At 67.2% G+C, this 23,833-nt stretch carries 21 protein-coding genes and 1 other RNA gene; 6 read left to right on the top strand and 16 right to left on the bottom strand.

The window, feature by feature from the left end; genetic code table 11:
• Positions 1-19 precede the first annotated feature (19 nt).
• The 12 genes from Herbaro_RS01440 to mraZ form a co-directional block, all read right to left on the bottom strand.
• Complete coding sequence (locus Herbaro_RS01440) at positions 20-1,024, bottom strand: D-alanine--D-alanine ligase (protein ID WP_275012073.1); 1,005 nt, start codon at positions 1,022-1,024, stop codon at positions 20-22.
• The gene (gene murC, locus Herbaro_RS01435) at positions 1,021-2,448 is read right to left on the bottom strand and encodes a UDP-N-acetylmuramate--L-alanine ligase (RefSeq protein ID WP_275012072.1); all 1,428 of its coding nucleotides are present in this window, start codon (positions 2,446-2,448) and stop codon (positions 1,021-1,023) included. The genes Herbaro_RS01440 and murC overlap by 4 nt, the downstream gene beginning before the upstream one ends.
• On the bottom strand, positions 2,445-3,527 hold the full coding sequence (murG, locus tag Herbaro_RS01430; protein WP_275012071.1) for an undecaprenyldiphospho-muramoylpentapeptide beta-N-acetylglucosaminyltransferase: 1,083 nt from the start codon (positions 3,525-3,527) through the stop codon (positions 2,445-2,447). The genes murC and murG overlap by 4 nt, the downstream gene beginning before the upstream one ends.
• The gene (gene ftsW / locus Herbaro_RS01425; protein WP_275012070.1) at positions 3,524-4,789 is read right to left on the bottom strand and encodes a putative lipid II flippase FtsW; all 1,266 of its coding nucleotides are present in this window, start codon (positions 4,787-4,789) and stop codon (positions 3,524-3,526) included. The genes murG and ftsW overlap by 4 nt, the downstream gene beginning before the upstream one ends.
• On the bottom strand, positions 4,786-6,876 hold the full coding sequence (gene murD / locus Herbaro_RS01420; protein ID WP_275012069.1) for a UDP-N-acetylmuramoyl-L-alanine--D-glutamate ligase: 2,091 nt from the start codon (positions 6,874-6,876) through the stop codon (positions 4,786-4,788). The genes ftsW and murD overlap by 4 nt, the downstream gene beginning before the upstream one ends.
• A gap of 104 nt (positions 6,877-6,980) precedes the next feature.
• Positions 6,981-8,150, bottom strand: coding sequence for a phospho-N-acetylmuramoyl-pentapeptide-transferase (mraY, locus tag Herbaro_RS01415; RefSeq protein WP_275012068.1), 1,170 nt, complete (start codon positions 8,148-8,150; stop codon positions 6,981-6,983).
• Position 8,151: 1 nt separating this feature from the next.
• Positions 8,152-9,615, bottom strand: coding sequence for a UDP-N-acetylmuramoyl-tripeptide--D-alanyl-D-alanine ligase (locus Herbaro_RS01410; protein ID WP_275012067.1), 1,464 nt, complete (start codon positions 9,613-9,615; stop codon positions 8,152-8,154).
• Positions 9,612-11,138 carry a UDP-N-acetylmuramoyl-L-alanyl-D-glutamate--2,6-diaminopimelate ligase gene (locus Herbaro_RS01405; protein ID WP_275012066.1) on the bottom strand — a complete coding sequence of 509 codons (1,527 nt, stop codon included), beginning with the start codon at positions 11,136-11,138 and terminating at the stop codon, positions 9,612-9,614. Before Herbaro_RS01405 ends, Herbaro_RS01410 begins: the two co-directional genes overlap by 4 nt.
• Complete coding sequence (locus Herbaro_RS01400) at positions 11,138-12,916, bottom strand: peptidoglycan D,D-transpeptidase FtsI family protein (RefSeq protein WP_275012065.1); 1,779 nt, start codon at positions 12,914-12,916, stop codon at positions 11,138-11,140. Before Herbaro_RS01400 ends, Herbaro_RS01405 begins: the two co-directional genes overlap by 1 nt.
• Complete coding sequence (gene ftsL, locus Herbaro_RS01395) at positions 12,913-13,185, bottom strand: cell division protein FtsL (protein WP_275012064.1); 273 nt, start codon at positions 13,183-13,185, stop codon at positions 12,913-12,915. Before ftsL ends, Herbaro_RS01400 begins: the two co-directional genes overlap by 4 nt.
• Complete coding sequence (gene rsmH, locus Herbaro_RS01390; RefSeq protein ID WP_275012063.1) at positions 13,182-14,147, bottom strand: 16S rRNA (cytosine(1402)-N(4))-methyltransferase RsmH; 966 nt, start codon at positions 14,145-14,147, stop codon at positions 13,182-13,184. The genes ftsL and rsmH overlap by 4 nt, the downstream gene beginning before the upstream one ends.
• Positions 14,148-14,159: 12 nt before the next feature.
• Entirely contained in the window at positions 14,160-14,588 is a 429-nt protein-coding gene (gene mraZ / locus Herbaro_RS01385) for a division/cell wall cluster transcriptional repressor MraZ (RefSeq protein ID WP_275012062.1), read from the bottom strand.
• 683 nt (positions 14,589-15,271) lie between these two features.
• Between mraZ and Herbaro_RS01380 the strand changes: the two genes are divergently transcribed.
• The 3 genes from Herbaro_RS01380 (at position 15,272) to Herbaro_RS01370 (ending at position 16,941) form a co-directional block, all read left to right on the top strand.
• Positions 15,272-15,556 carry an HU family DNA-binding protein gene (locus Herbaro_RS01380; protein ID WP_006465510.1) on the top strand — a complete coding sequence of 95 codons (285 nt, stop codon included), beginning with the start codon at positions 15,272-15,274 and terminating at the stop codon, positions 15,554-15,556.
• Between the two features lie 333 nt (positions 15,557-15,889).
• On the top strand, positions 15,890-16,366 hold the full coding sequence (locus tag Herbaro_RS01375; protein ID WP_275012061.1) for a nuclear transport factor 2 family protein: 477 nt from the start codon (positions 15,890-15,892) through the stop codon (positions 16,364-16,366).
• Positions 16,366-16,941 carry a TetR/AcrR family transcriptional regulator gene (locus tag Herbaro_RS01370; protein ID WP_275012060.1) on the top strand — a complete coding sequence of 192 codons (576 nt, stop codon included), beginning with the start codon at positions 16,366-16,368 and terminating at the stop codon, positions 16,939-16,941. The genes Herbaro_RS01375 and Herbaro_RS01370 overlap by 1 nt, the downstream gene beginning before the upstream one ends.
• A gap of 85 nt (positions 16,942-17,026) precedes the next feature.
• Here the strand turns inward: Herbaro_RS01370 and Herbaro_RS01365 are convergent, their stop codons facing one another.
• Positions 17,027-18,208, bottom strand: a complete 1,182-nt coding sequence (locus Herbaro_RS01365) for an enoyl-CoA hydratase/isomerase family protein (RefSeq protein WP_275012059.1) — start codon at positions 18,206-18,208, stop codon at positions 17,027-17,029.
• A gap of 105 nt (positions 18,209-18,313) precedes the next feature.
• Positions 18,314-18,647, bottom strand: an RNA gene (gene rnpB / locus Herbaro_RS01360) — RNase P RNA component class A.
• A gap of 249 nt (positions 18,648-18,896) precedes the next feature.
• Here rnpB and Herbaro_RS01355 point away from each other — a divergent pair.
• The 3 genes from Herbaro_RS01355 to Herbaro_RS01345 all read left to right on the top strand — a co-directional run bounded on the left by Herbaro_RS01355 (position 18,897) and on the right by Herbaro_RS01345 (position 21,603).
• Positions 18,897-20,162 (top strand): D-amino acid dehydrogenase, encoded by a 1,266-nt coding sequence (locus Herbaro_RS01355; protein ID WP_275012058.1) that lies wholly within the window; start codon positions 18,897-18,899, stop codon positions 20,160-20,162.
• A 188-nt stretch (positions 20,163-20,350) separates the two neighbouring features.
• A complete protein-coding gene (locus Herbaro_RS01350) occupies positions 20,351-21,103 on the top strand; it encodes an HpcH/HpaI aldolase family protein (RefSeq protein WP_275012057.1) in 753 nt (250 codons plus the stop codon).
• 191 nt (positions 21,104-21,294) lie between these two features.
• Complete coding sequence (locus Herbaro_RS01345) at positions 21,295-21,603, top strand: hypothetical protein (RefSeq protein ID WP_275012056.1); 309 nt, start codon at positions 21,295-21,297, stop codon at positions 21,601-21,603.
• A 72-nt stretch (positions 21,604-21,675) separates the two neighbouring features.
• Here the strand turns inward: Herbaro_RS01345 and Herbaro_RS01340 are convergent, their stop codons facing one another.
• Entirely contained in the window at positions 21,676-22,683 is a 1,008-nt protein-coding gene (locus Herbaro_RS01340) for an aldo/keto reductase (protein WP_275012055.1), read from the bottom strand.
• Positions 22,684-22,809: 126 nt separating this feature from the next.
• On the bottom strand, positions 22,810-23,808 hold the full coding sequence (locus Herbaro_RS01335; protein ID WP_275012054.1) for an AraC family transcriptional regulator: 999 nt from the start codon (positions 23,806-23,808) through the stop codon (positions 22,810-22,812).
• Between the last annotated feature and the right edge of the window lie 25 nt (positions 23,809-23,833).

Genomic DNA, 23,833 nt, shown 5'->3' with positions numbered 1-23,833 from the left:
GTGCTCTCCCTTGCCGCCTTCAGGACTGGTCCGCCTGCGGCGTCCAGTTGCTCGAAGGCGTCATGTCGAGCGCCGCCAGCTGCAGGATCTCGCAGCACAAATCCTCATAACTCATGCCCAGCGCCTTGGCCGCCATCGGCACCAGCGAATGGCCGGTCATGCCGGGCGAGGTGTTGATCTCCAGCAGGTAAGGCTCGGCCTGGCCGTCCGTCTCGCGCAGCATGAAGTCGACCCGGCTCCAGCCTCGGCAACCGACCGCATGGAAGGCCTGCACCGCCAGTTCCTGCAGGCGCTGCGTCAGCTGCTCGTCGATCGGCGCCGGGCACAGGTACTTGGTGTCGTCGGTGAAATACTTGTTCTGGTAGTCATAGTTGCCTTCCGGCGCGCGGATCTCGATCACCGGCAAGGCGCGCGCGGCGCGGCCGCTGCCCAGCACCGGCACGGTCAGCTCGCGGCCGCGGATGAACTCCTCGGCCAGCACCACGTCATCGTACTTCGCGCACAGGTCGAAGCCGGCCTGCACATCCGAATAGCCGTTGACCCGGGCGATGCCGATGGTCGAGCCTTCGTGCGGCGCCTTGAGCATCAGCGGCAAGCCCAGCTCATCGGGCACGGCGCGCAGCTGTTCGCGCGTGGTTCCCTTGGCGTCGAGCACGGCGAAGCGCGGCGTCGGCAGGCCGTGCGCCAGCCAGATGCGCTTGGTCATGACCTTGTCCATGGCAATCGAGGACGCCATCACACCCGGGCCGGTGTAAGGCAAGCCCATCTGCTCCAGCGCGCCTTGCAGCGTGCCGTCCTCGCCGTAGCGGCCGTGCAGCGCGATGAACACGCGGTCGAACTTCTGCGCCTGCAATTCGCCCAGCGTGCGCTGGCCGGGATCGAAGGGATGCGCATCCACGCCGCGGCTGCGCAGCGCCTGCAGCACGCCGGCGCCGGACATGTTGGACACCTCGCGCTCGGCCGAGCGGCCGCCATAGAGCACGCCGACCTTACCGAATGCCTTGATCTGGTCCTGGCTGATCATGCGGCCCCCTGTTCATTCTTCTCGCCGGCCTGCGCGGTCAGGCGGCCAGGCACGGCGGAGATCGAGCCGGCGCCCATGGTCATCACGACGTCGCCGTCGCGCACCACGTTGCGGATGGTCTCGGGCATGTCGGCGATATCGGCCACGAACACCGGTTCGGCCTTGCCGGCCGCGCGCAGCGCGTGCGCCAGCGAACGGCCGTCGGCGGCGACGATGGGCGCCTCGCCGGCGGAATACACCTCGGCCAGCACCAGCACGTCCGGCTGCGACAGCACCTTGACGAAGTCCTCGAACAGGTCGCGCGTGCGGGTGTAGCGGTGCGGCTGGAACGCCAGCACCAGGCGACGCCCCGGATAGGCGCCGCGCGCCGCGGAAATCGTGGCGGCGGTCTCGACCGGGTGGTGACCGTAGTCGTCGACCAGCGTGAAGTGGCCGGCCGGCTTGCCCTCGGCGTCGAACAGCGGCACCTCGCCGTAGCGGGTGAAGCGGCGGCCGACGCCGTTGAATTCGGTCAGCGCCTTCTGGGTGGCGGCGTCGTCCACGTCCAGCTCGCGCGCGATGGCGATGGCCGCGCAGGCGTTCTGCACGTTGTGCATGCCGGGCTGGTTCAGGCTCACCTGCATCGGCGCATAGCCTTCCTGCACCACGGTGAACTGCATGTGGCCGTCGACCGCCCGGGCGTCCACCGCGCGCACCTCGGCATCCTCATGGAAGCCGTAGGTGACGATGGGCTTGGACACCATGGGCATGATCTCGCGCACGTGCGGGTCGTCCAGGCATAGCACCGCCACGCCGTAGAACGGCAGGCGCTGGGTGAACTCGACGAAGGCCTGCTTCAGGCGCGCGAAGTCATGGTTGTAGGTCTCCATGTGGTCGGCGTCGATATTGGTGATCACCTCGATCACCGGCGTCAGGTTGAGGAAGGACGCATCCGACTCGTCGGCCTCGGCCACGATGAACTCGCCCGTGCCCAGCTTGGCGTTGGCGCCGGCCGAGGTCAGCCGGCCGCCGATCACGAAGGTCGGATCCAGCCCGCCCTGGGCCAGCACGCTGGCCACCAGCGAGGTGGTGGTGGTCTTGCCGTGGGTGCCGGCAATCGCGATGCCCTTCTTCAGGCGCATCAGCTCGCCCAGCATCACTGCGCGCGGCACGATGGGGATATGTTTCTTGCGCGCCGCCAGCACCTCGGGATTGTCGCCCTTGACGGCGGTAGAGGTGACGATGGCGTCAGCGCCGTCGATGTTCTCGGCCGCGTGGCCATAGCGGATGCAGGCGCCCAGCTGCGCCAGGCGCTGGGTCGCGGCGTTGCTGCCCAGATCCGAGCCGGACACGCCGTAGCCCAGGTTCAACATGACCTCGGCGATGCCCGACATGCCGGAGCCGCCGATACCGACAAAATGAATATTCTTGACGCGATGCTTCATGGTGTTACCAGTCCTTCCAGCACGCGCGCGATCGCCTCGTTGGCGTCGCGCCGGCCTTGTTCGTATGCCGCCTGCGCCATGTCCTGGCATGCAGCGCGGTCCAGTGTCTGCAGCAAACCCGCCAGCGCCTCGGCCGTGAGTTCGCGTTGCGGCAAATGGATTGCCGCATTGTTTTGCGCCATCCATTTGGCGTTGTCGATCTGGTGCGAGGTGGTCGAGACCGCCAGCGGCACCAGCACGCTGGCCACGCCGGCGGCGGTCAGCTCCGACACCGTGATGGCGCCGGCGCGGCAGATCACGAGATCGGCCTCGGCGTAGCGGCGCGGCATGTCGTCGATGAAGTCCACCACCTCGGCCTGCACCCCGGCCTGCGCATACGACGCCCGCAACGCGTCGATGTGCTGCTTGCCCGACTGGTGCGTAACCAGCGGACGGCGTTCCGGCGCCAATTTGGCCAGCGCCGCCGGGACGTTGTCGTTCAACACCTTGGCGCCCAGGCTGCCGCCCACCACCAGGATCTTCAGCGGGCCGCTGCGCCCGGCATAGCGCTGCGCCGGTCGCGGCAGGGCCGTGATTTCCTTGCGCACCGGGTTGCCGGTCACCTCGGCCTTGCCGGCGGCGCGGCCGAAATCGGCCGGGAAGCCGAACAGCACGCGATCGGCCAACGGCGTCAAGGTCTTGTTCGACAGCAGCAGCGCGGCGTCGGCGTTGACCAGCACCAGCGGCTTGCCGCGCAGGCGCGCCATGGCGCCGCCCGGCACCGTCACGTAGCCGCCCATGCCCAGCACCACGTCCGGACGGCGGCGGCCGAGGATGGCGAAGCAGCTGAAGAAGCTCGCCGCCATGCGCCACACGCCCTTGAGCGTATGCATTGCCCCCTTGCCGCGCAGGCCGGCGAAGACGATGGTGTCCATCTCCACGCCGTGGCGCGGCACCAGCTCGCGCTCCATGCCGTGCGAGGTGCCCAGCCAGCTGACCTGCCAGCCGCGCGCGCGCATGGTGTCGGCAATCGCCAGGCCGGGGAAGATATGGCCGCCGGTGCCGGCCGCCATGATCAGCAGTTTGCGGGGCGCGCTCATAGCCGTCCTCCCCGCATCAGCACCCGGTTCTCGTAATCGATGCGCAGCAGGATCGCCAGGCCGACGCAGTTGAGCAGCACGCCGGAGCCGCCGTAGCTCATCAGCGGCAGCGTCAGGCCCTTGGTCGGCAAGAGGCCCAGGTTCACGCCCATGTTGATGAAGGCCTGCACGCCCAGCCAGATGCCGATGCCCTTGGCCACCAGGCCGGCGAAAGTCAGGTCCAGCGCGATGGCCTGGCGGCCGATCTCGAAGGCATGCTTGACCAGCCAATAGAACAGCAGCACCACCGTCAGCACGCCGGCGAAACCCAGCTCCTCGCCGATCACCGCCAGCAGGAAGTCGGTATGCGCCTCTGGCAGGTAATGCAATTTCTCCACGCTGCTGCCCAGGCCCACGCCGAACAGCTCGCCGCGCCCGAAGGCGATCAGCGAGTGCGACAACTGGTAGGCCTTGCCCAGCGCGTTTTCTTCTTCCCACGGATTGAGGTAGGCGAAGATGCGCTCGCGCCGCCACGGCGACATCACGATCACCAGGGTGAACACGCCGCCCAGCATGGCGCTGATGCCGCCGAACCAGATGCCGTTGATGCCGCCCAGGAACAGGATGCCCATGGCGATGCAGACGATCACGCCGAACGCGCCCAGGTCGGGCTCCAGCAGCAGCAGCAGGCCGACCAGGCCAACCGCTGCGGCCATGGGCGCGAAGCCCTTGATCAGCTTGTGCATCACGGCCTGCTTGCGCACCGTGTAATCGGCTGCGTACAGCACGATGAACAGCTTCATCAGCTCGGACGGCTGCAGGTTGATGATCTTCAGCGACAGCCAGCGCTTGGCGCCGTTGACGCCCTTGCCCACGCCCGGGATCAGCACCAGCAGCAACAGGATCAGCGTGATGGCGAACAGGTAGGGCGCCCACTTCTGCCAGGTCTCGATGCGCACGCGGAAAGCGACCGCGCCGGCGGTGATCGAGATGACGATGAAGATCGCCTGGCGGATCAGGAAATGATAGTTCGAGTAGGACGCGTACTTGGGCGAGTCGGGCAGCGCCACCGATGCCGAGTACACCATCACCATACCGAACAGCATCAGCAGCAGCACCACCCAGATCAGCGGCTGGTCGTACTCCATCATGCGCGAGCGCGGCTCGAAGCCGACACCGCCGCCGCGCACGCCGGCGCCGGCCTTCAGGCGGCCGGCCGCGGCCGGGGCGGCGTCCTTGACGCTGCCCAGCCATCCGCGCAGTGACGACAGTCCGAGCTTCATGCGATCACCTCGCCGCGCGACAACGCCAGTTCACGCACCGCGTCCACGAAGACGTCGGCCCGGTGCGCGTAGTTGCGGAACATGTCGAAGCTGGCGCAGGCAGGCGACAGCAGGACGATCTCGCCGGCTTGCGCCATGTCGCCGGCCTTTTGCACGGCCTCTTCCAGGGTCGCGCAATCGATCAGCTCGACGCCGGCGTCGGCCACCGCCGCGCGGATCACTGGCGCATCGCGCCCGATCAGCAGCACCGCGCGGCCGTATTTGGCGACCGGCAGCGCCAGCGGCGCAAAGTCCTGGCCCTTGCCCTCGCCGCCGGCGATCAGGAGGATGCGGTTGGGACGCCCGCCCAGGCCCAGCCCGTTCAGGGCGGCCACGGTGGCGCCGACGTTGGTGCCCTTGCTGTCGTCGTAGTAATCGACTTCCTGCACCACGCCCACCAGCTCCACCCGGTGCGGCTCGCCGGTGTAGTCGCGCAGGCCGTGCAGCAGCGGCGCCATCGGCAGCCCGGCGGCGCGGCACAGCGCCAGCGCGGCCAGCGCGTTCATGGCGTTGTGGGCGCCGCGGATCTTCAGCGCGTCGGCCGGCATCAGGCGCTTGAGCGTCACCGGCGGCGGCGCCAGTTCCTTTTGCTTGCGGCGGCGTTTTCCTTCCGGCTGTTCGTCGTCTTCATGCACGAAGGCGTTGGCCAGCCACAGCATGCCGTTGTCGTTGACCAGGCCGAAGCTGTCCGGCGCGGCCGGCTCATCCAGCCCGAAGGTGGATTGCGGCGCGGCCGGCGAGGACATCGCCATCACCCGCGCATCGTCGCGGTTGAGCACGCGCACGGTGCCCTCGCCGAAGATGCGCGCCTTGTCGGCGGCATAGGCGTCCATGCTGCCGTGCCAGTCCAGGTGATCCTGGGTGATGTTGAGGACGGTGGCGGCGTCGGCCCGCAGGCTGTGAGTGGTATGCAGCTGGAAGCTGGACAGCTCCAGCACCCACACCTGCGGCATCGAGCCGCGGTAGGTCGGCTCCGGCGGCGGGGGCGGCGGCACGGCGGCCAGCGCGTCTTCCTCGGCGGTGCGCGAGACTTCCATGAAGTCGCCCAGGTTCAGGGTCTCCGGCGCCACGGCTTCGTTGCCGGCGACGTCGGTTTGCAGGCCTGCGTCATCGACGGCATTCGCGGCTTCGGCCGGGATGTGCTCCGCGCCGCCGACTATTTCCGTGGCGACAGTGGCCGGATGTGGTTCCGGCTCGGCTTGCGCCTGGCCTTCCGGCAAATCGGCGTCGCCCGCCGCGACCTGGCTGTGCGCTTGTGCGTCTTGCACGGCGGCGGCGGCGCTCTCCTGCGCCTGCGGCGCATCGGCGTGTTGATCGTTGGCGGCCGGCGCTGCCGCTTCGGGCACAGGCGCGGGCGCCGCAACAGCGACGGCTTGTTCGATGCGGGCAGCGGCGCGCTTGCGCTTGGCCGCTTCGGCAGCTTGCTGTTCGGCCAGCTCGGCCTGGCGCAATGCTTCGGCCTCGGCTTCGGCTTGCGCCTGGGCGGCGGCGATCGCGTCCTGCTCGGCCAGTTCGACCAGGAACACCTTGTCCCTGATCACCGCCTCGCGTAGCACGTCCAGCGCCGCCGGGCTGATGTTGCCGGCGACCCGCACCGACATGCCGGCGCGCTGGCACAACAGGCCGGTCAGGCTGGTCACGGTGGTCTTGCCGTTGGTGCCGGTGATGGCCAGCACCTTGGGCTTGTACAGCGTCTCTTCGCGCAGGCCGGCCAGCGCCTGCGCGAACAGTTCGATCTCGCCCCACAGCGGCAGGCCGCGCTCGGCCATGGCCGGCATCAGCGGCGCCAGTTCGCCCTCAGGCGCCAGGCCGGGGCTGACGGCGACGAAGTCTACGCCATCGAGTAATTCAGGAGTGAACGGACGGCCCAGCACGGCTTGCGCCTGCGGATCGTCGGCGCGCAGGGCGGCCAGGCGCTCGGCCAGCGCCTCCTCTCCGCGCGTATCGGCCACGCGCACGCCGGCGCCGCAGTAGACCAGCCACCGCGCCATTGCCAGGCCGGACTCTCCGAGTCCGAGCACCAGAACGTGTTTGCCCGAGTAATTCATCCTTGTTTCCAACTCACTTCCAAAACTTCCGGTTCAACCAACCGCCAAGGGCGCCGCCTTGCATCGTTCGCGAGGGGCGCCGTGTATTCATTCTCTTGCCTGCCTCAGCGCAGCTTCAGCGTCGACAAGCCCAACAGCACCAGCATCATGGTGATGATCCAGAACCGCACCACCACCTGGGTTTCCTTCCAGCCCTTCTGTTCGTAGTGATGGTGCAGCGGCGCCATCAGCAGCACGCGCCGGCCGGTGCCGAAGCGCTTCTTCGTGTACTTGAAATAGGCCACCTGGATCATCACCGAGAGCGTCTCCACCACGAAGATGCCGCCCATGATGAACAGCACGATCTCCTGGCGCACGATCACGGCGATGGTGCCCAGCGCGCCGCCCAGCGCAAGTGCGCCGACGTCGCCCATGAACACCTGCGCCGGGTAGGCGTTGTACCAGAGGAAGGCCAGGCCGGCGCCGCCCATGGCGCCGCAGAAGATCAGCAGCTCGCCCGCGCCGGGGATATGCGGGATGAACAGGTATTTGGCGTAGCTGGCGTTGCCGGTCAGGTAGGCGAACAGGCCCAGCGCGGCGCCCACCAGCACGGTGGGCATGATGGCCAGGCCGTCCAGGCCGTCGGTCAGGTTGACCGCGTTGCTGGTGCCGACGATGACGAAGTAGGTCAGCGCGATGAAGCCCCACACCCCCAGCGGATAGCTCACGCTCTTGAAGAACGGCACGATCAGGTCGGCCTTGGGCGGCAGGTCGAGGCTGAAGCCGGACTGCACCCAGGCCACGAACAGGTCGAGCACCTTCATGTTGCTCACCTCGGAAACCGAGAACGCCAGGTAGAACGCGGCCACCAGGCCGATCAGCGATTGCCAGAAATATTTTTCGCGCGAGCGCATGCCTTGCGGGTCGCGGTGGACCACCTTGCGGTAGTCGTCGACCCAGCCGACGGCGCCGAAGCCGAGCGTGACGATCAGCACGATCCAGACGAAGCGGTTGGACAGGTCGGCCCACAGCAGGGTCGAGATGCCGATGCCGATCAGGATCAGCACGCCGCCCATGGTCGGGGTGCCGGACTTGATCAGGTGGGTCTGGGGACCGTCGGTGCGCACCGCCTGGCCGACCTTCATGCGCGTCAGCATGCGGATCACGGCCGGACCGGCGATCATGCCGATCAGCAAGGCCGTCAGCGTGGCGAACACCGCGCGGAAGGTGATGAAGCTGAACAGGCGCAAGAAGCCGAAGTCCTGTTGAAAATTCTGAGCGAGCCAGACCAGCATGCTAATGGGTCTCCTGTTGATGTTGCGTGTTGGATTCAACGTTGACCAGATGCTGTACAACTCGCTCCATCTTCATGAAGCGTGAACCTTTTACCAGTACGGTCGCGCCTTGCGGCGCGGCCTGTTCCACCGCGGCATTGAGTGCCGCGATGTCGTCGAAGTACCGGGCCTGGGCCCCGCCTTCGTCCTGCGTCTCGCCATAGGCCTGCACCGCGTGGCGCATCAGTTCGCCCAGGCCGAACAGGCGCGGGATGCCGCGGCTCTTCGCATAAGCGCCGATCTCGCGGTGGAACTGCGGCCCCTGGTCGCCGACCTCGCCCATGTCGCCCAGCACCAGCGCGCGCGGGCCGTCGATGGCGGCCAGCACGTCGATGGCGGCGCGCACCGAGTCGGGGTTGGCGTTGTAGGTGTCGTCGATCACCAGCGCGCCGCTCCTGGCCACCTTGCGCTGCAGGCGGCCATTGACCGGCGCGAAATTCTCCAGCCCGCGCACCACGGCCTCGACCGCGATGCCGGCGCCCAGCGCGCAGGCCGCCGCCGCCAGGGCGTTGCGCACATTGTGTTCGCCCACCGCGGCCAGCTCGACCCTGAACTGCGCCGGCGGCGCCGCGATGCCCTTGACGGTGACCTCCAGCGTGCTGCCGAAGGCGCCGGCCGCATAGGTGGCGCCGACGTCGGCCTGCGGGTTCAAACCGAAGGTAAGGACACGACGCGCTCCGGCTTCCTCGCGCCACAGCGCGGTGAAGTCGTCGTCGGCCGGGAACACTGCCACGCCAGCGGCCGGCAGGTGGCGGATCACCGCGCCGTTCTCGCGCGCCACCGCTTCCACGGTGGCCATGAATTCCTGGTGCTCGCGCTGGGCGTTGTTGACCAGGCCCAGCGTCGGCGCGGCGATACGCGACAAGACAGCGATCTCGCCCGGATGGTTCATGCCCATCTCGATCACCGCGGCCCGATGTGCGGCGCGCAGGCGGAACAAGGTCAGCGGCACGCCGATTTCATTGTTGAAGTTGCCGCGCGTGCCGAGGTAGCCCTCGTCGCCGAAGGCGGCCGCCAGGATCGAGGCGATCATTTCCTTGACGGTGGTCTTGCCGTTGCTGCCGGTCACGCCGATCACCGGCACCTGGTGCAGCGTCCGCCAGCCGTGGGCGATCTGCCCCAGCGCGGCGCGGGCGTCGGGCACCACGATGGCCGGCGCCGCCAGTCCCGGCGGCGCGCGTTCGACCACTACCGCGGCGGCGCCCTGGGCTACCACTGCCTCGAGGAAGTCATGCGCGTCGAAGCGTTCGCCGCGCAGCGCCACGAAGACATTGCCGGGCTTGACGGCGCGGCTGTCGGTGACGACATCATTGAGCTCCAGCACGCCGGCCGGCGCATTGAGCACCGCCGGCACGGCATGGGCCGAGGCCGCGGCCTCGGCTGCGCGGATCCACTCCAGCATCTGCGCGAATTGGAATTTCATCACGCGCCTCCCATCATGGTCGAGCGCGCGGCCAGGGCCAGCGCGACGTGGTCGGCGTCGAGGAAGGGCAGTTTCTTGCCGGCGATCTCCTGGTAGGCCTCATGCCCCTTGCCGGCCAGCAGCACGACGTCGGCGCGGGTGGCATGGCGGATGGTCCAGAGGATGGCGCCGGCGCGGTCTTCCAGCACCACCGGTTCGATGCGGCCGATGCCGGCGCGGATCTGGTCGATGATGGCCTTGGGATCTTCGCTGCGCGGGTTGTCGCTGGTCAGCACCACGTGGTCGGCCTGCTCGGAGACCTGGCCCATCTGCGGCCGCTTGCCCGGGTCGCGGTCGCCGCCGCAGCCGAACACGCACCACAGCTCGCCGCCGCGTTGCGCGGCGACCTGGCGCAGCGTGCCCAGTGTCTTGTCCAGGGCGTCCGGGGTATGCGCGTAATCGATGACGATCAGCGGCACGTCCGGCCCGCCGAACTGCTGCATGCGGCCGGGCGCCGCGGTCAGCGCGCCGGCGGCGGCCACCGCGGCATCCCATGCCACGCCCTTGGCCAGCAGCACGCCCATGATGCCCAGCACATTGCTGACGTTGAAGCGGCCCACCAGTTGCGTCTTGACCTGGCCGCTGCCGAACGGCGAATCGACCTGGAACACGGCGCCGGCCGGGCTGCTGCGGATATTGCTGGCGCGCAGCGTGGGCACGCCGGCGGCCGCGGCGTCGATCTCGTCTTCCAGCGCGTAGCCGATGACCGGCACCTGGCGCGCCTGCAGCAGCGGCAGCAGCCGCACGCCCATGGCGTCGTCCAGGTTGACCACCGCGTGCTTCAGGCCGTCCCACTCGAACAGCTTGCGCTTGGCGGCTTCATAGGCATCCATGTCGCCGTGGTAGTCGAGGTGGTCGCGGGTGAAATTGGTGAACAGCGCGACGTCCACGTGCATGCCGTTCATGCGGCCCTGCGCCAGCCCGATCGACGAGGCTTCGATGGCCAGGCCGGCCACCTTGGCCTTGGCCAGCATGGCCAGGTTGCGCTGCAGGAGCACCGCGTCGGGCGTGGTGTAGCCGGTAACGTCGAAGGCTTGCGCGCGGCCGGCCAGGAAGGTGCCTACGCCCAGCGTGCCGATCACGCCCGCCAGGCCCGCACCCGGCAGGCGCGACAGCGCCGCGCCCAGCCAGTACGAGCAGGAGGTCTTGCCGTTGGTGCCGGTGATGGCGACGGTGAACATGTCGCGGTCGGGCTTGCCGTACCAGGCGGCGGCGATCTCGCCGGCCGTGGCCTTGAGGTCGTCCACCGCGAGGTGGGGCAGCTCCAGCTGGTCCGGCCATGCGAAGCCGGCCGATTCGAACACCACGGCGGCGGCGCCGCGCTCGACCGCGTCGGCGATATAGGAGCGGCCGTCGGCGTCGCCCACGTAGGCGAAGAACACGTCGCCTTGCGTTACGCGGCGCGAGTCGGCGGTCAGCTGGGCCTCGGGCGCTACCGAGCGCAGCCAGTCCAGGATGTCGTCAATGCTTGGAACGCGCCCGGGCATCACATGCTCTCCTCAAGCGGTTCTTTGGGGATGATGATGTTGGTCACGCTCGAGTCCGGCGGCACGTTGAGCGCGCGCAGGGCGTTGGCGGCCACGTTGGCGAACACCGGGCCGGCCACCGGCCCGCCGTAGTGCTGGCCTTGCGGCTCATCGATCATCACCGAGATGATCAGGCGCGGGTCCGACATCGGAGCGATGCCGGAGAACGACGCCACGTACTTGCGCACGTACTTGCCGCCTTCGATCTTGTAGGCCGTGCCGGTCTTGCCGCCCACGCGATAGCCGGGCACCTGGGCCTGCGGCGCGGTGCCGCCGGGGGCGACTACGGTTTCCAGCATGCGGCGCATCTGCAGCGCGGTGTTCTCGGAAATCACGCGCTGGCCGATCGGCGAATCGTTCACCTTGGTGAAGGACAGCGGGATGATGTCGCCGTTGCGGGCGAAGATCAGGTAGGCGTGCGCCAGCTGGATCAGCGACACCGAAATGCCGTGGCCGTAGCTCATCGTGGCCTGCTCGATCGGGCGCCAGGACTTGTACGGCCGCACGCGGCCGGCCACCGCGCCGGGGAAGCCGAACTTGGGCTGCTGGCCGAAACCGACCGTGGTAAACATCTCCCACATCTCTTCGGGCGGCATGCCCAGCGCGATCTTGGCGGTGCCGATGTTGGACGACTTCTCGATGATCTGCGCCACCGTCAGCGGGCCGTGGGCGTGCGAGTCGCCGATGGTGGCAGTGCCGATGGTCATCTTGCCGGGAGCGGTCTGGAACACGGTGGACGGGGTCACGCGGTGGGTGTCCAGCGCCAGCGCCACAGTGAAGGGCTTCAGGGTCGAGCCAGGCTCGAAAGTGTCGGTGACCACGCGGTTGCGCAACTGCGCGCCGGTCAGCACCGAGCGGTCGTTGGGGTTATAGGTCGGCATGTTGGCCAGGGCCAGCACTTCGCCGGTCTTGGCGTCGACCACGATGATGCCGCCGGCCTTGGCCTTGAATTTATCGACCGCCTCCTTCAACTGGGTGAAGGCGATGTACTGGATCTTGCTGTCGATGGACAGCGTCAGGTCGCGGCCGTCGTGCGGATCGCGGATGGACTCGATGTCCTCGACCACGCGGCCCAGCCGGTCCTTGATCACGCGGCGGCTGCCGGTCATGCCGGCCAGCGTCTTCTGGGCGGCCAGCTCCATGCCGTCCTGGCCGGCGTCTTCGATGTTGGTGAAGCCGACCACGTGCGCCATCACCTCGCCTTCGGGATAGAAGCGCTTGTATTCCTTGCGGGTCTCGATGCCGGGGATGCCCAGCTTGGCGATCTTGTCGGTGACGTCCTGCTCGACCTGGCGCTTGAGGTAGACGAAGCTGCGGTCGGAGTCGAGCTTCTTGCGCAGCTCGGCGTCGCTCATCTCCAGCAGGGCGGCCAGTTCGCGCAGCTTGTCCTTGGGCGCGGCCTGCACGTCCTCGGGAATCGCCCAGACCGCCTTGACCGGCACCGACGAGGCCAGCACCTGGCCGTTGCGGTCGGTGATCTTGCCGCGCGTGGCCGGCAGCTCCAGCGTGCGCGCGTAGCGCGACGCGCCCTGCTTTTGCAGGAAATCGGTCGATACGCCCTGCAGCCACAGCGCGCGCGCCACCAGCGCCAGGAAGGCGGCGAACAGCACGAACAGCACGAAGCGCGAGCGCCAGGCCGGCAACTTCACCTGCAGGATGGGATTGGAGGAGAACGCGACGCCCTTGGAAGCCGCAACGCGGCCGCCGGGGACATTGGTGCGCGGGGGCATCCGGGTCATTTGCCCCCCACGGTCAGGTATTGGGTGCGCGCCGCGGTCAGCGGCATCATGCCGAGGTCGCGCCGGGCGAGCTCTTCGATGCGGGCGTTCTTGCCCAGCGTGGATTGATCCAGCTGCAATTGCGCCCAGTCGACGTCAAGCTGGCGCGCCGCGGTCTGGGCGCGCTCCAGTTCGATGAACAGGCTGCGCGCGCGGTACTGCGCGCTCACCACCGAGAGGGCGCAGCCCACCAGCAACATGCTCAGGAAGATGCACAGGCGGCCGGTCATGGGGATGCCCCTTCCGCCGCCAGGAGTTCGAGGCCGCGCATCACCGCCGAGCGGGCGCGCGGGTTGGCCGTCACTTCGGCCTCGCCGGGCATGACCCGCGACAACAGGCGCGCGGGCGCGCGCGGCAGGTCGATCGCACGAATCGGCAGGCGGCGGTCAGGCTGCGGCGCATGGGCTTTGGATGCCATGAACTGCTTGACGATGCGGTCTTCCAGCGAGTGAAAGCTGATCACGACCAATCTCCCGTGCTGCGCCATCTGCCGAAACGCTTTCTCCAGTCCTACTTCGAGTTCTTCAAGCTCTTGATTGACGAAAATCCGTACAGCCTGAAATGTACGAGTGGCCGGGTCTTTGCCTTTCTCGCGGGTTTTGACGGCTTGTGCCACGAGCGCGGCAAGCTGTCGTGTGCTTGAAATTGGCTCGATTGCCCGGCCAGCAACAATCTTCTTTGCAATCTGAACAGCAAACCGTTCTTCCCCATAATCTCGAATCACCTTTGCAATCGTCTGTTCGTCCGCCGTTGCCAGCCAATCCGCTGCCGACACGCCGCGCGTGGTATCCATGCGCATGTCCAGCGGGCCATCCAAGCGAAAACTGAAGCCGCGCGCGGCGTCATCCACCTGCGGCGACGAAATACCCAAATCCATCAATACCCCGTCGACCTCGGCGATGCCGCGTGCGGCAAGCGCCTCGTCCAGCGTGGCGAAGCTGTCGTGGACGATCTCGAAGCGAGCGTCGTCGATCTTCTCCGCCGTGGCGATGGCCAACGGGTCTTTGTCAAATGCGATCAGCCTGCCGCGCGGTCCCAGCTTGGCCAGGATGGCGCGGCTGTGGCCGCCGCGTCCGAACGTACCGTCCAGATACACGCCGTCGGCACGCAGGCCTTCGATGGCCAGCATGTCCACGGCTTCTTCCAACAGCACGGTGCGGTGCTGCAGCTCGGGCACCGGTTGCAGATTCATCTCGACCGACCGTCAGAAGGAAAAATTGCTCAACACATCGGGCATGCCGCCCGCCACGGCCTCGGCTTCGCTTTCGGCCAGCTTGGCGGCATCCCAGATTTCGAAATGGCTGCCCATGCCCAGCAACATCACGTCGCGCTGCAGGCCGACCGCGCCACGCAGCTCCGGCGCCACCAGGATGCGGCCGGCGCTGTCGAGCTCCACGTCCTGGGCATTGCCCAGGAAGATGCGCTGCCACGCGCGGGCCGACATCGGCCAGGCGGCGATCTGGTCGCGGTGCGCCTCCCAGGTCGGGCGCGGGAAGAACAGCAGGCAGCCGTGCGGGTGGCGCGTCAGCGTGGCGCGCCCTTCGCACTGCACAATCAAGGCGTCACGATGCTTGGCCGGAATGGTCATCCGTCCTTTGGCATCGAGATTGAGTGCTGAAGCGCCCTGAAACACTGTGTTTTTTCCTTCGCCTGCGGCGAGTGAGATTGCTGATCGCGTGCTCTTCGATGGCGGTGCAATGCAAACGAATTTGCAAAATTCCCCACAAAAAAACACTTTTTGACACTGCCGCCCACTTTAGAGGATGCACTAATACAGGTCAAGCGGTATACGCAGGGAAAAACCGGGATTTTGCCAATAAAGTCAAAGACTTAGCGCACATCCTTAAAACCGCGTCGCAAGCAGTTTCCTGAAGAAAATGAAGGACTTAGAATTGTCATTGAAAGTGCAACCTGAGATATACACATGTGTTTATCGCCAAATTGCGTAACGGCGCGGATTTGCGCGCGGTCGCCGGGCTTGTCGGGACGGCATGCCCCGGGGTGGAACAGCGGCCGGCGATTTTTGCGAGCCGATGAAATGCGCAGAGGATTTTGCAGCGCAACCTGCGCTCGCCAAATTGTGTAACCGGCGCGTTTTTGCTTTGACTTGGATGCCGACCTACTTTTACTATCCGGTGTTTTGGAAATGTCGATTCAAAAAGCGACCTTTGCAGGCTCGCTCGAAACACATCGATATTTTTCAATCGAGGGGGGATTCAAGCAGGTCAGATCGGCTGAAAACGCAGATAGGGCTTGCTGATCCGCCGCATTACAGTGCTAAAATCTCGGCACCTTAACAGTGAAAGGAATTTTAAAGTGAACAAATCTGAATTGGTTGACGTTATCGCCGCCGACACCGAGATCTCCAAGGCTGCAGCTCAGCGCGCGCTGGACTCCGTCATCGAGAACATCATCAAGGCCGTGACCAAGGGCGATACCGTGCAATTGGTTGGCTTCGGTTCCTTCTCGACCGGCAAGCGCGCTGCCCGCACCGGCCGTAACCCGCAAACCGGCGAAGAAATCAAGATCGCCGCTGCGACCACCGTCAAGTTCTCGGCTGGCAAGGCTTTCAAGGAAGCCGTGAACAAGAAGAAGAAATAATTCATGAATTTGAATGCCATGAACCAGGTTCATGGCATTCAAATGCCGCAGCACCCGCCTCTCCCCTCGGCAGTTCCCTTCCCCGCAGTCCCTCCTCAGCAGTTCCATCGTCATTTCAGCAGTGCATGACCGCACCGGTTCGAGCCCGGCAACGGCACAGTTGCATCCCCAGGCAAGGCATACAGCCCGTCATGCTCCGCAAATGCGCACCCGGCTGCGCACGCCGGCCGAAAACTCGGTAGAATAATTTTTGTACCCATCGGTACAAAATTATGTAAACCCATCCCGGACCAGGGACCGGCGCCGCTCGCCGGCCATTCAAGGAGCCTAGCCATGACCACCGCACAACGCCCGCCGCTGCCGCCATTCACCCGCGAAACCGCGATCCAGAAGGCGCGCGCCGCCGAGGATGCGTGGAACTCCTGCGATCCCCAGCGCGTCTCGCTGGCCTATACCGAGGACAGCCGCTGGCGCAACCGCGCCGACTTCGTCAACGGCCGCGCCGAGATCGTCGGGTTCCTGAGCCGCAAATGGAAGCGCGAGCAGGAGTACCGCCTGATCAAGGAGATCTGGGCCTTCGAGGGCAATCGCATCGCCGTGCGCTTCGCCTATGAATGGCGCGACGACTCCGGCAACTGGTTCCGCTCCTATGGCAACGAGAACTGGGAATTCGATGAGAACGGCCTGATGCGCGCGCGCCATGCCTCGATCAACGACCTGCCGATCGCCGCGTCCGACCGCAAATTCCACTGGGACCGCTCGGCGCCCCGCCCGGCCGACCATCCCGGCCTGTCCGAACTGGGACTCTGATGGCGCCAGCGGCAAACGGCAAGACCGCGGCCGAACGCGCCGCCCTGGTGCCGGTGCTGGCCGAGGTGTTCCGCGCCCACGGCTACGACGGCGCCAGCCTGGCGCGCATCACCGAGGGCACCGGGCTGGGCAAGGGCAGCCTGTACCACTACTTCCCCGGCGGCAAGGAGGAGATGGCGCAGGCGGTGCTGGCCCACATCGACCACTGGTTCGAGCTCAACGTGTTCGCGCCGCTGCGTGACGAGGCCGACCCCGCGGCCGGCGTGGCGCGCATGTTCGACGAGTGCGCCAACTACTTCCTGTCGGGCCGCAAGGTGTGCATCGTCGGCGTGTTCGCGCTCTCGTCCACGCGCGACCGCTTCGCGCTGGCGGTGAAGAACTACTTCACCGCCTGGGCCGGATCGCTGCACGGCGCCCTGCTGCGCGCCGGCCACGCCGAGCTGCCGGCGGCGGAGCTGGCCGAGGACACCGTGGGCGCCATCCAGGGCGCGCTGGTGCTGGCGCGCGCGGTGGACGACCCTGAGGTCTTCATGCGCACGCTGGCGCGGCTGCGCGCGCGGGCGCTGCGCGCCTGAACCGGCCCGTCCGCCCATGCAAAACGCCGCCGCAACGGAGCGCTCCGTTGCGGCGGCGTTTGTCTTGCCGGGCCGGGATTGCGCCTCAGGCGCCGAGGTCGGCCAGCGGGTGCCGCTGCGGGCTCCAGGGATCGTCGAAGAAGCCCTCGACCCATGCCGGCGTCGCCTCGGCCAGGGTGGCCGGCTGCCACTTGGGCTTCTGGTCCTTCTCGATGATCAGCGCCCGGATGCCCTCGACGAAGTCGGGACGCGCCGCGCAGTGCAGCGACACCACGAACTCCAGGCGGAACACCTCGGCCAGCGACAGGTGGCGCACGCGCTTTTGCAGCGCGTAGCCCAGCCAGGCCGAACCGGGCGCGCCGGCGCGCAGCGTGGCCATGGCCTTTTGCAGCCAGGCGTCGTCGGTCTGCAGCGCGAGGATGCCCTCGACGATCTCCGGCAGCGTGGGCTTGCGGCACAGCGCCTCGATCTGGTCGAAGTGCGACAGCAGGTTGGACGGAGCGAACGCGGTGACGCCGTCGTTGGCCGAGGCCAGCTGGGCGCCGGCCAACACGCGGTCCAGCAGTTCGGCGTCGCGCCCGCTGCCCCATTCCTGGGCCAGCAGCGCGTCGATCACCGACTGCTTGGCGGCGTGCGCAATGCGGTAGTCGGCCAGGCCGGCGAAGAGCGCGTCGCCGGCGTTGAGCTGCGCGCCGGTCAGCGCCAGGAACACGCCGGTCTTGCCGGGCATGCGCGCCAGGAACCAGCTGCCGCCGACATCGGGATACAGGCCGATGGTGATCTCCGGCATCGCCAGGCGCGACTTCTCGGTGGCCACGCGATGGCTGCAGCCGGCCATCAGGCCGATGCCGCCGCCCATCACGATGCCGTGGCCCCAGCACAGGATGGGCTTGCCGAAGGTGTGGATCAGGTAGTCCAGCCGGTATTCATGCTCGAAGAATTCCGCCGCGTAGCGGTTGCCGCGGATGTCGCCGCGCTCGGGCGAGGCGTGGTGCTCGCGCATGGTGCGGTACAGCTGCTGCAGGTCGCCGCCGGCGCAGAACGCCTTCTCGCCCTGCGCCTGCAGGATCACCATGGCCACCTCGGGATCGGCCTGCCATTTGCGCAGCTGGGGCGTGAGCAGGTTCACCATCTCCAGCGAGATGGCATGCAGCGTCTTTTCGGAAGCCAGCGTGGCCACGCCGATGCGGCGGCCGTTGGCGCTCTCCAGTTCCTCGAACAGGACCGGCTGGGTGGCGGTGGATGGGGGCGCGGACGCTTGTGTCATGGAGCTCCTGGGTGTCTCTTGCGAGACCCGCAGTCGCCCGCGGGCCGCAGTATTGTTATGGGTGGTGGCCGCATGCGCCGGACGTGGCCGGGCGCATGGGAAATTCAATGAAGCAGGCCGGTAGGCCGGATTCTGTTACGGCGGTTGCCCGCTATGACAGCCATTCCTCTAGGCGCCGGATTGCTCCGGCGCTCAAGCTTTCTACCCGCACGCTCCGCGAGCAACATCATCGCGTGCCTATTTGAAATTGCTCCGGGTGGAGGTTACCGCGTTTCACCGTAACTTAATACGCTCGTCTCTGTGGCCCTATTCCTCGCCTTATGCCGGTTTGCACCGGGGTTCGGCGGACGGCCGTTAACCGTCACCCTGCTCTGTGGAGTCCGGACCTTCCTCCCGCCGCGTCCTTGCGAACGCGGCCAGCGGCTGTCTGGCCTGCATCAGCCGCTATTGTAGCGCAGCATGGCGCGCCGCTCGCCGAATGCCTGCGCAAAACGGTTTTGCGCAGGCGCACAGCGCGCTCGGCCTTCCCACGCCGCGGCAATCATGCCGATTCGGCATGTGACACCCCGGTGAATCTTCGTATAGTCTGCCGCCATAAGGGATGGGAGGCGCAGCGCGTGCTGGCGCCGATCTCAGGCAAACACGGGGAAGGCGCCGCGGCGCGTCCCGACGAATTCGACAGCACACCATGCATATCTGCGTATTGGGCGCCGGCGTGATCGGCGTCACCACCGCCTGGCGCCTGCTGCAGGACGGCCACCAGGTCACCCTGGTCGACGGCCGCGAGCAGCCCGGCGAAGGCACCAGCCTGGGCAACGGCGCCCAGCTGAGCTACTCCTATGTGGCGCCGCTGGCCGACCCCACGGTCTGGTCCAAATGGGCCTACTACATGTTCAGCAGCGAATCGCCGCTGACCTTCAAACCCACCCTGGATGCCACGCAATACCGCTGGCTCTATGCGTTCCTGCGCTGCTGCAACGCCGATCGCGTGCGCCGCACCACCATCGACCTGCTGCAACTGGCCTTCTTCAGCCGCGACCAGTTGAAGCAATGGAACGCCGCGCTGGACCTGCAATTCGACTACCAAAGCTCGGGCAAGCTGGTGATGTACACCGACCCGGCCGGCCTGGACGGCGCGCGCAGGCAGGTGCAATTCCAGTCGCAGTTCGGCTGCGAGCAGCAGGTGCTGGACGCGGCCGCCTGCGTCGCCATCGAGCCGGCGCTGGGCCAGTCGCAACGCGATTGGGCCGGCGGCGTCTACACCCCCGGCGAGCAAGCCGGCGACTGCCCGCAGTTCTGCCGCGCACTGGTGGCGGCGATGCGCGCCAACCCGGCGTTTCGCTTCATCGGCGCCGTGCAGGTGCGCCAGGTGCGCGCCGAAGCCGGCGCCCTGCGCGCCGTGCAGGCCGGGACCGAGTGGATCGACGCCGAGCGCTTCGTGTTGTGCTTCGGCCCCGAGAGCGCGGAGTTCGCCCGCCTGGTCGGCCTGAAGCTGCCGCTGTATCCGCTCAAGGGCTACAGCATCACCGTGCCGCTGCAGGACCAGGCCAGCCGCGCCGCCGCGCCGCAGGTCTCGATCACCGACATCTCGCGCAAGATCGTCTACGCGCGCCTGGGCGAGCGCCTGCGCGTGGCCGGCCGCGTCGAGCTGGTGGGCATGGAGCGCAGCATCCCGCAACGCGCGGTGGACGAACTCAGGAACGGCGTGCGCGAGTTGTTCCCCGGCTGCGCGCTGGCCGAGGACGCCGCGCTCTCGCCATGGGCGGGCTTTCGCCCCGCCACGCCCAGCGGCGTGCCCATCGTCGGCGCTTCGCCGGTCAAGAACCTGCACCTCAACCTCGGCCAGGGCGCGCTGGGCTGGACCCTGGCCTGCGGCAGCGCGGCGCTGGTGGCCGACCAGATCGCCGGACGCAAGAGCGCCATCGAGGACGCCGCCTTCGGTTACGCCGCCTGAAGCGGCGCGGCTGAAGAAGTTTCATGCCCGCCTGAGAAGCTTTCACCGTGAACCGCAATGGCGCACCGCGACTGGCGGCGCGCCATTTTCTTTGGCGCCGGCGCGCTGCAGGCGCCACGGCTTCGGTCTACCATAGGTCGAGCGGCTGCCGGCGCGGCCGCACCAGATCACAACCAATGGAGACTGACATGCGGGAAAACCGGCTGCGCACCCTGTTCGCGCAAAACAAGCTGGCCTTGAGCGGCTGGGTGTCGATGGGCAATTCGCTGCTGGCCGAAGTGGTGGCCAACACCGGCTACGACGCCGTGACGGTGGACCTGCAGCACGGCCTGTTCTCGGTCGAGTCGGCCATCCCCATGCTGCAGGCCATCTCCACCACCGACGCCGTGCCGCTGGTGCGCTGTTCGGAAAACAGCCTGGGCGAGATCAACAAGCTGCTCGACGCCGGCGCCTACGGCGTGATCTGCCCGCTGATCAACACCGCCGCCGATGCCGAGCGCTTCGTGCGGGCCTGCCACTACTCTCCGCGCGGCGGGCGCAGCTACGGCCCGGCGCGCGGCTTCATGTACGGCGGCGGCGACTACTTCACGCATGCCAACCGCACCATCCTGACGCTGGCCATGATCGAGACCAACGAAGGCTTCGCCAACGCCGAGGCGATCCTCGGCGTGCCCGACCTGGACGGCATCTTCATCGGCCCGGCCGACCTCGCCATCGAGATGGGGCTGGCGCCGGACGCCTACGAGACGCGCGAGCTCAACGACGCCATCCGTTCGCTGGTGGCCCTGGCCAGGAAGATGGGCAAGTACGTCGGCATCTTCGCCGGCACCATGGACATGGCCCAGCGCATGAAGGAGTTCGGCATGGACCTGGTGGTGCCCGGCACCGACATCCAGCAACTCAAGGCCGAAGGCGGCCGCCGCATCGCGTCGCTGCGCTGAGCCGGCGGGCGCCATCGGGGATTTGTTGGGATCGATGGCGCCAAACGCCGCAGGAAAGCCTCGAAGCAACACCGAAGGCGATGCGCAGTTAATTTGAGAACAATCCTATATATGCCCGCCCCCTCGCGCCGGATAATCCACCGGATGCGAGGGAAGACGGCCGGGTGGCTGCTTCCCGCCAAGGAACAGCCATGCCCGTCGACACCTCCCCCTTCTTCCGCAACTCCCGCAACTCCCACAATGCGCGCCGGCGCCTTCTGCAGGCCGGCTGCGCGCTGGCGATCATCGTCGGCGCACAGGCGCCGGTCATGGCCGCCGCGCGCCCTGCGTGCCATGGGATGCCTCGCACCGCCGAACTGCGGCAACGCCTTCCCGACACCGCCATGCAGCCAGCCCCGGCCCGCCGCAGCCGCTACCTGCTGCTCAAGCTCTGCGTGGCCGGGCATGCCTGCGCGATGACGCCGGCGGCGAAGCGCAGGCCCATGCGGCCGTCCTCCTGAACCCGCACCCGGGACCGGGTAAAAAAAACCGCGGCATCGGCCGCGGCTTTCTTCACTCCATCGCGTCGGCGGTCAAGCCTTCGCCACGCGCCCGAAGAACGGGTAGTTGGGATCGTTGTAGCCGTGCGTGGACGCATGGCCCGGCGTCACCAGCCCATCCACCAGCGCCTCTTCCTCGGCGCTGATCCTGAGCTCGACGGCGTCGTAGTAGTCCTCCATCTGCGCCAGCGTGCGCGGGCCGGCGATGACGCTGCTGATGGCCGAATTGGCCAGTACCCAGGCCGTGGCGAACTGGCCCAGCTTGACGCCCCGCGCCTCGCAATGCTGCTGCAGCTTCTGCGCGATCAGCAGCGACTCCTCGCGGAATTCGGTTTCCATCATGCGCTTGTCGCCGCGGCCGGCGCGGGTATCCTCGGCCGGCTTGGCGCCCGGCTGGTACTTGCCGGTCAGCACGCCGCGCGCGATCGGGCTGTAGGGCACCACGCCCAGGCCGTAGTTGGCGCAGGCCGGCAGGATCTCCACTTCCGGCTGGCGGTTCAGCAGGTTGTAATAGGGCTGGCACACCAGCGGCAGCGGCACGTTGTTCTTCTCGCACAGGCGCACGATCTCGGCGATGCGCCAGCCGCGGAAATTGGACACGCCGAAGCCGCGGATCTTGCCGGCGCGGATCAGGTCGCCCAGCGACTGCACCGCCTCTTCCAGGTTTTCATCCTGGAAATCGCGGTGCATGTAGAGGATGTCGAGGTAGTCGGTATCCAGGCGACGCAGGATGTTGTCGGTCTCGCGCATGATCCAGCTGCGCGAATAGTGCGACTGGTTGGGCGCGCCGCCCATCGGGTTGCCCAGCTTGCTGGCCAGCACCCAGTCGTGGCGCTGCCCCATGAGCAGCTTGCCGACGATCTCTTCCGACTTGCCCTTGGTGTAGACGTCGGCGGTGTCGATGAAGTTGACGCCGCGCTCGCGCGCCGACGCGACGATGCGGCCGGACTCTTCGATGTCGGTCTGGTCGCCGAACATCATGGAACCCAAACACAATGCAGAAACCTTGAGATTGCTCTTGCCGAGGCGACGATATTGCATGCTGTCTCCGTTGAAATGGATGAGGGAAGGAAAACCCGACGACGCAAGCGCCGGGCTTTTCTCGAATGAAATTGGTGAATGGCGCGACAGGGATTCTAGCGCCGCGCGCCGCAACGCGCTGGCGCCCTACAGGACCGGCGCCTCTTCCTCCAGCCAGCGCCGCTTGTCGCGCAGCGGCGGCGAGCCGAACAGGCGGCTGTATTCGCGGCTGAACTGCGAGGAGCTCTCGTAGCCGACCGTGTGCGCGGCCAGCGCCACGCTCATGTCGGCGGTCAGGATCAGCTTGCGCGCTTCCTGCAGGCGCAGGTTCTTCTGGTATTGCAGCGGGCTCATCGCCGTCACCAGCTTGAAGTGATGGTGCAGCGAGGACACGCTCATGTGCACGTCGCGCGCGATGTCTTCGACCCGCAGCGGCTGGTCGTAGCCGTCGCGCATGAGGCGGATGGCCTTGGCGATGCGGTTCATCTGGCTGTCCTGCAGCACGGTCTGGCGCAGCAGCGCGCCCTGCCCGTTCATCAGCAGGCGGTAGAGGATCTCACGCCGCACCATGGGCGCCAGGATCGGGATGTCGCGCGGCGTCTCGTGCAGCCGCAACAGGCGCAGCACCGCGTCCAGCAGTTCGGCGTCGAGCCGGTTGACATACATGCCGCGCGCGGCGGTATCGGCGGCGATGGCCTGCGGCAGGTGCTCGTCGCCGATCAGCGCGCCGATCTCGCGGGTATCGAGCTCCAGGCGCAAGCCCAGGTAAGGTTCTTCCGGGCTGGAGACGGTCACCTTGCCGACCACCGGCAGGTCGACCGAGGCCACCAGGTAATGCATGGGATCGTATTCGTAGACCTCGTCGCCGATGAACAGGCGCTTGGAGCCCTGGGCGATGACCGCGAACACCGGCTTTTGCACCGCGTGCTTGGGGCCGGTGGGACAGGTGATGCGATAGATGTCGAGGCCCTCGATGGCGGTGGCCAGCGTGCCCTCGACCCCTAGCGTGTAGCGACCGATCAGGTGCAGCAACTCCTGCTGCATGGCGACGAAGCGGGCATCGTCGTGGGCCGGTGGCGTGGCGGCTTGCTGCGGCTCGGCCGCCCCGGCGGCAGGTTCGAAGACGGCATGTTCGTTCAGGTCCATGGAGGCTCCCTTTCAATGAGGCGCC

The sequence above is a fragment of the Herbaspirillum sp. WKF16 genome, from assembly GCF_028993615.1.
Taxonomy (GTDB): Bacteria; Pseudomonadota; Gammaproteobacteria; order Burkholderiales; family Burkholderiaceae_D; genus Herbaspirillum.
Note: the sequence above shows the minus strand (reverse complement) of the source record. Positions and strands in the feature narration are given on the sequence as shown.